Origin of the sequence: Variovorax sp. E3 (genome assembly GCF_016082275.1) — a bacterium.
GTDB lineage: Bacteria > Pseudomonadota > Gammaproteobacteria > Burkholderiales > Burkholderiaceae_C > Variovorax.
Genome location: NZ_MOWM01000242.1, coordinates 1 through 7,023 on the forward strand (window position 1 = coordinate 1; position 7,023 = coordinate 7,023).

General features: G+C 65.5%; 5 protein-coding genes and 1 pseudogene. All 6 read left to right on the forward strand.

The window, feature by feature from the left end; genetic code table 11:
* Positions 1-103: pseudogene (locus tag BMG07_RS38795) on the forward strand (chemotaxis protein CheW); the annotation flags it as partial.
* 67 nt (positions 104-170) lie between these two features.
* Positions 171-1,772, forward strand: a complete 1,602-nt coding sequence (locus BMG07_RS38800; RefSeq protein ID WP_198088937.1) for a methyl-accepting chemotaxis protein — start codon at positions 171-173, stop codon at positions 1,770-1,772.
* Positions 1,773-1,786: 14 nt separating this feature from the next.
* Positions 1,787-2,167 (forward strand): MCP four helix bundle domain-containing protein, encoded by a 381-nt coding sequence (locus BMG07_RS45280; protein WP_374221447.1) that lies wholly within the window; start codon positions 1,787-1,789, stop codon positions 2,165-2,167.
* 8 nt (positions 2,168-2,175) lie between these two features.
* Positions 2,176-3,486: a methyl-accepting chemotaxis protein gene (locus BMG07_RS38805; protein WP_374221448.1), complete on the forward strand. Its 1,311-nt coding sequence runs from the start codon at positions 2,176-2,178 to the stop codon at positions 3,484-3,486.
* A gap of 55 nt (positions 3,487-3,541) precedes the next feature.
* Positions 3,542-5,263, forward strand: a complete 1,722-nt coding sequence (locus tag BMG07_RS38810; protein ID WP_198088939.1) for a methyl-accepting chemotaxis protein — start codon at positions 3,542-3,544, stop codon at positions 5,261-5,263.
* 99 nt (positions 5,264-5,362) lie between these two features.
* The coding region (locus BMG07_RS38815) for a methyl-accepting chemotaxis protein (protein WP_198088938.1) at positions 5,363-7,023 on the forward strand (1,661 nt) is incomplete at its 3' end.

Genomic DNA, 7,023 nt, shown 5'->3' on the forward strand with positions numbered 1-7,023 from the left:
CGGCCTGGGCACGCTGGACGAGCGGATGCTGATCCTGGTGGACATCGACCGGCTCATGTCGAGCCAGGAAATGGGCCTCATCGAGGCAGCCGCCACCGCCTGACCTTTGCCGGCGCCGCGGTCGCAAGGCCGGGGCCGGTCTCCTTCCTTTCGCCTTCAAGGCCTGCACCATGAACTTCTTCTCGAACCTTCGCATCGGCATGCGGCTCGCCGTGGCCTTTTCCGTCGTCCTGGGCCTGGTGGTGATTTCCACCGCCTTCGCCCTGGTCTCCGCGCGCAACAACGCGGAAGCCACGCGGGTCATGATGCAGAGCCCGCTGGCGAAGGAGCGGCTCATTGCCGACTGGTACGTGCTGACCTACTCGGCCATTGCGCGCACTTCGATGATCGCGCGCACCACCGACGACACACTGCCGGTGACGTTCGCAGACGTCATTTCCGACAGCGTGAAGAAGGGCTCCGAGACCATGGCGAAGGTCGAGAAGCTGCTGGTGACGGACGAGGAGAAGGAAACCTTCAAGTCCATCGTCGCGCTGCGCGCCAAGTACCAGACGGCCAAGGACGAAGTGGGCAAAGCCAAGGCGAGCGGCAATGCGGAAGAAACGGCGCGCGTTTTCAAGGACACCTTCCAGCCCGCCGCCAAGGCGTATGAGAGCCGCGTGCTCGAACTGCTGGCCATCGAGCGCAAGGCGATCGACGACATGAGCGCCGCGATCGACGCGGCGAACGGGCGCAGCTTCAACCTGCGGCTTTTCCTGACGATGGCGACGGTGGTGATCGGCGCGATCTTCGCGTACTTCATTTCGCGCAGCATCGTGCGTCCGCTGACGCGGGCCGTGGAAGTGGCGGAAACGGTGGCCGCCGGCGACCTGAGCGCCGACATCCGCGTGGAGAGCCGCGACGAAACAGGCCAGCTGATGCAGGCGCTGAAGGACATGAACGCCAGCCTGGCCAAGGTGGTGGGCGAGGTGCGCACGGGCACGGACACGATCGCGACGGCGTCGAGCCAGATCGCCACGGGCAACCAGGACCTGTCTTCGCGCACGGAGCAGCAGGCCAGTTCGCTGGAGCAGACGGCGGCTTCGATGGAAGAGCTGACCTCGACCGTGAAGCAGAACGCGGACAACGCGCGGCAAGCCAATCAGCTGGCTGTGTCGGCTTCGGAAGTCGCGGTGAAGGGCGGCAGTGTCGTGTCCCAAGTGGTCGACACCATGGGCTCGATCAATGCGTCCTCGAAAAAGATCGTCGACATCATCGGTGTCATCGACGGCATTGCGTTCCAGACCAACATCCTGGCGCTGAACGCGGCGGTGGAAGCTGCACGCGCTGGTGAGCAAGGTCGTGGCTTCGCAGTGGTCGCATCGGAAGTTCGTAGCCTGGCGCAACGCTCGGCCGCAGCGGCGAAAGAAATCAAGACCCTCATCGGCGACTCCGTGGAGAAGGTCGAAGAGGGCAGCAAGCAGGTCGAAGAGGCCGGCCGCACCATGGACGAAATCGTCGGCAGCGTGAAGCGCGTGACCGACATCATGGGCGAGATCACGGCCGCGAGCCAGGAGCAGACCTCGGGCATCGAACAGATCAACCAGGCCATCACGCAGATGGACCAGGTGACGCAGCAGAACGCCGCGCTGGTCGAAGAGGCTTCGGCCGCCGCCCAGTCGCTGCAGGAACAGGCGGGCAGCCTGTCGCGCGTGGTCGGCGTGTTCCGCCTGGAAGGCGGCCGCGCCGTCGGCACGGCACATCAATTGGCATTCACTGCATCAGCGGTCTGAACGGGGAAAAAACAATGCAGTGGTTCCAGAATCTTCGCGTCACCATCCGGCTGATCCTCAGTTTTCTCGTCGTGGCGGCAATCGGCGCGGCCATGAGCGCGCTCGGCATCTTTCACATGGGGCGCATCAGCGCCTCCACGGAAGCGCTCTATGCCAACGAGCTTCGCGCCCTGCAGGCCGTGCAGGAAGCCAACATCCGCCTGCTGTACGCGAGCCGCGCCCAGATGACGCTGTTGTCGGCCGGCACGCTCGGCGAGCGCAATGCAGGCGCGGACGAACTCAAGGCGTCCATCGAGAACCTGTCGGCGCGCGCGCCGAGGTCAAGTCCTTCTTCGGCGAGACCGAGCAAGGAACGAAGCTCTTCAGTCAATTCGAAACGCTGGTCGGTCCGCTGAAGACGCACATGAATGATTTCGTGGCGCTGTTGAAAAAGCAGCCGCTGGACAGTACGCAGTTCGAAAACCAGGTGAGCGAGGACAGCGCGCGCCTGCTGAAGGAATCGCGCGGTGTGGAAGAAGTGCTCAACGGCATGGTCGTCTACAGCAAGGACCTTGCGCGCGTGCGTGCCGAAGAGGCCGATGGAACCTACAAGACCTCCCGGCTGATGATGCTGGTGATGGCGCTGGCCGGCATCGCGGTCAGTATCGGGCTGGGCGTGGTGGTGGCGCGCCTGATCGGCCGGCAGCTCGGCGGCGAGCCGCAATACGCCGCCGACGTGGTCGGCCGCATCGCCGACGGCGACCTGTCGCTGGCCGTGGAGGCCGACGCCGCGCACGACGCCAGCCTGCTGCGCTCCATCCAGCGAATGCAGGCGCAGCTGACCTCGATCGTCGGGAAGATCAAGGCGTCGAGCGAAACCATCGCCACGGCATCGAACCAGATCGCATCGGGCAACCAGGACTTGTCTTCGCGCACCGAACAGCAGGCCAGTTCGCTGGAGCAGACGGCGGCTTCGATGGAGGAGCTGACCTCGACGGTGAAGCAGAACGCGGACAACGCGCGGCAAGCCAATCAGCTGGCCGTGTCGGCTTCCGAAGTGGCGGTGAAGGGCGGCAGCGTGGTCTCGCAGGTGGTGGGCACGATGGGCTCGATCAATGCGTCGTCCAAGAAGATCGTGGACATCATCGGCGTCATCGACGGCATCGCTTTCCAGACCAACATCCTGGCGCTGAATGCGGCAGTGGAAGCGGCGCGCGCGGGTGAGCAGGGCCGTGGCTTTGCAGTGGTTGCATCGGAAGTGCGCAGCCTCGCACAACGTTCCGCAGCCGCCGCCAAGGAAATCAAAACCCTCATCGGCGACTCCGTGGAAAAGGTCGAAGAGGGCAGCAAGCAGGTCGCGGAAGCCGGCCGCACCATGGACGAGATCGTCGGCAGCGTGAAGCGCGTGACGGACATCATGGGCGAGATCACCGCCGCGAGCCAGGAGCAGACCTCGGGCATCGAACAGATCAACCAGGCCATCACGCAGATGGACCAGGCGACGCAGCAGAACGCCGCGCTGGTGGAGGAAGCCTCCGCCGCCGCGCAGTCGCTGCAGGAACAAGCCGGCAGCCTCGTGCAGGCCGTGAGCATTTTCAAGCTGGACACGGGCCACGAGGCCGCGTCCCACGCACGTGTGCCGGCGTTGCCGGACCCACACGACAACAACAAGCCATCGTTGCCCGCCACACCGCAGCTCGCGGTGGCCGGCGCCGGCGACTGGCGCGAGTTCTGAGGACCGCGCCGAACCCGACGACTCGGTACCGGCCTTCGGGCCACAAGGAAAAATCATTAAAACTTTCTACAACCTCAAAATCGCGACCAAGCTGCTTGTGTCGTTTCTTGCCGTCCTTGTGCTGACGGCCTGTGTCGGCGTTCTCTCGGTGATGCAACTGGGCAAGGTGCACGACATGTCCACCGACCTGGCGACCAACTGGATGCCGGCCACGCGCTCGCTGCTGGAGATGAAGAACCTGGTGTCGCGCTACCGCACGCAGGAGCTGCAGCACGTTCTGTCGGGCTCGTACGACGAGATGGCCGTCTACGAGAAGTCGATGGACGAGACCTGGAAGAACCTGCAGAAGCGCCGCGAGGACTACGAGAAGCTCATCTCCGAGCCCGAAGAGCGCGAGATCTACCCGGCGCTGCCGAAGCTGCTGGACCAGTACGCGCTGGAGCACAACAAGATCATCGCCATGTCGCACACGCAGGACAGCGATCAGGCGACCACGCTGATCCGCGGCAAGTCGCTGCAGCTGAGCCGCGAGATCTCGGGCACGCTCGACAAACTGACCGAGGTGAATGTGAAGGGCGCCGTCCGCGCCGGCGAAACGGCCGACACGGTGTACGGCGAGGCCCGCGTCTGGGTACTGGGCCTGCTGGTGGTCAGCGTGGCGCTGGGCCTGGTGCTGGCGCTGTGGATCGCCCGCATCGTCTCGCGGCCGCTGTCTGAAGCGGTGAAGGTGGCGCAGTCGGTGGCCGGGGGCGACCTGACCAGCCGCATCGAGGCGCGCACGACCGACGAGACCGGCATGCTGCTCGAGGCGCTGAAGGGCATGAACGACAGCCTCGTGAAAATCGTCAGTGAAGTGCGCACGGGCACGGACACGATCGCGACGGCGTCGGGGCAGATCGCCTCGGGCAACCAGGACTTGTCTTCGCGCACCGAAGAGCAGGCGAGTTCGCTGGAGCAGACGGCAGCTTCGATGGAAGAGCTGACCTCGACGGTCAAGCAGAACGCGGACAACGCACGCCAGGCCAATCAGCTGGCCGTGTCGGCGTCCGAGGTGGCGGTGCGCGGCGGCAGCGTGGTCTCGCAAGTCGTGGACACGATGGGCTCGATCAATGCGTCGTCCAAGAAGATCGTCGACATCATCGGTGTCATCGATGGCATCGCATTCCAGACCAACATCCTGGCGCTGAATGCGGCTGTTGAAGCTGCGCGTGCAGGCGAGCAAGGCCGTGGCTTCGCGGTCGTTGCATCTGAAGTTCGCAGCCTCGCGCAGCGCTCGGCTGCAGCAGCGAAGGAAATCAAGACCCTCATCGGCGACTCCGTGGAGAAAGTCGAAGAGGGCAGCAAGCAAGTCGCCGAAGCCGGCCGCACGATGGACGAGATCGTGGGCAGCGTGCGCCGCGTGACGGACATCATGGGCGAGATCACGGCCGCCAGCCAGGAACAGACCTCGGGCATCGAGCAGATCAACCAGGCCATCACGCAGATGGACCAGGTGACGCAGCAGAACGCCGCGCTGGTCGAGGAGGCATCCGCCGCCGCGCAGTCGCTGCAGGAACAAGCCGGCAGCCTCGTGCAAGCCGTGAGCATCTTCAAGCTCGACGGCCACGCCACGGCCCCGCGCACCAGCTTCACGCGCCTCACGCCCATCTCGAAGCCCGCCAAGCCGGCGCCCAAGGCACCGGCCAAGGCGCTCCCCACGCGCCGCGCGGCCGCTTCCAGCGCCGCGCCCCAACTCGCCATGGCCGGCGACGCGAAAGGCGACTGGACGGAATTTTGATTCCCGGGGTCTCAAGACCGGCGGGCCCGTGCCGATAACGAATCGACAACGCCGTATCTCGCGGCGAGATTCGCTCCAGTTCTGAAAGAAGAAAACGAAATGAGTTTGAAGAATCTGAAAATCGGCACCCGCCTGGGCCTCGGCTTCGCGGCCATGCTTGTGTTGATCGCGGTCATCGCCGGCACCGGCATGCTGCGGCTTGCCAACGTGGGCAGCGCCACGGACAACATGATGAAGCAGGCGCTGGTCAAGGAGCGCCTGGCCAACCAGTGGTCCAACCTGCTGGGCCCGACGATCGTGCGCTCCTTTGCCATGGTCAAGGCGACCGACCCCGCTGTGGTGGCCTACTTCGGCAAGGCCCGCGCGGACAGCTCGGCGCTGATCAACCCGGTGCAGAAGAAGCTCGAGGAAATGCTGACCTCGCCCGAAGAGAAGAAGCTCTACGGCGACGTGGCCGATGCGCGCGCCGTCGTGCTGGAGATCATCGAGAAGATCAACAAGCTCAAGGCCGACGGCCAGAGCGCCGCGGCCATGGAACTGGCCGACACCAAGTTCGCGGCCGGCCTGGTGGTCTACGAGAACGCCGTGGCCAACCTCGCCGCGCACCAGCGCGACAAGATCGACGTGGTGGCACAGGGCATCGCGGCCGACTACTCGGCGGGCCAGACCACGCTGATGGTGCTGTCCGCCATTGCGCTGGTGCTGGGCGCGCTGTTCGCATGGCGCCTGAGCGTGGGCATCGTGCGCCCGCTGGGCCACGCGGTGGCGGTTGCGGAAACGGTGGCCGGCGGCGACCTGAGCGCGACCATCCGCGTGGAAAGCCGCGACGAAGCGGGCCAGCTGATGCAGGCGCTGAAGGACATGAACGCCAGCCTGGCCAAGGTGGTGGGCGAAGTGCGCACGGGCACCGAGACGATCGCCACGGCGTCGGGGCAGATCGCCTCGGGCAATGAAGACCTGTCGTCGCGCACCGAAGAGCAGGCCAGCTCGCTGGAGCAGACGGCGGCTTCGATGGAAGAACTCACGAGCACCGTGAAGCAGAACGCGGACAACGCGCGCCAGGCCAACCAGCTGGCCGTGTCGGCGTCCGAAGTGGCGGTGCGCGGCGGCAGTGTGGTGTCGCAGGTCGTGGACACGATGGGCTCGATCAACGCGTCGTCCAAGAAGATCGTGGACATCATCGGCGTGATCGACGGCATCGCTTTCCAGACCAACATCCTGGCGCTGAATGCGGCTGTTGAAGCTGCGCGCGCTGGCGAGCAAGGCCGTGGCTTCGCCGTGGTCGCCTCGGAAGTGCGCAGCCTGGCGCAGCGCTCGGCTGCAGCAGCGAAAGAGATCAAGACCCTCATCGGCGACTCCGTGGAGAAGGTCGAGGAAGGCAGCAAGCAGGTCGAAGAGGCCGGCCGCACCATGGACGAGATCGTCGGCAGCGTGCGCCGCGTGACGGACATCATGGGCGAGATCACCGCCGCAAGCCAGGAACAGACCTCGGGCATCGAACAGATCAACCAGGCCATCACGCAGATGGACCAGGTGACGCAGCAGAACGCCGCGCTGGTCGAAGAGGCCTCGGCCGCCGCGCAGTCGCTGCAGGAGCAGGCCAGCAGCCTGGTGCAGGCCGTGAGCATCTTCAAGCTCGACGCCAACGCCGTGGCCACCACCCGCCCGGCCTTCACCCGCGTCACCCCGATTCCCAGGCCGGCGAAGCGCGCCCAAGCGCCCCGCCAAGGCACTCCCCGCGCGCCGCGAGCGGGCACCCG

Bases quoted from the DNA above. Each gene is read 5' to 3' on its own strand.
- BMG07_RS38800 (WP_198088937.1), top strand. From the start codon at position 171: ATGAACTTCTTCTCGAACCTTCGCATCGGCATGCGGCTCGCCGTGGCC.
- BMG07_RS45280 (WP_374221447.1), top strand. From the start codon at position 1,787: ATGCAGTGGTTCCAGAATCTTCGCGTCACCATCCGGCTGATCCTCAGT.
- BMG07_RS38805 (WP_374221448.1), top strand. From the start codon at position 2,176: ATGAATGATTTCGTGGCGCTGTTGAAAAAGCAGCCGCTGGACAGTACG.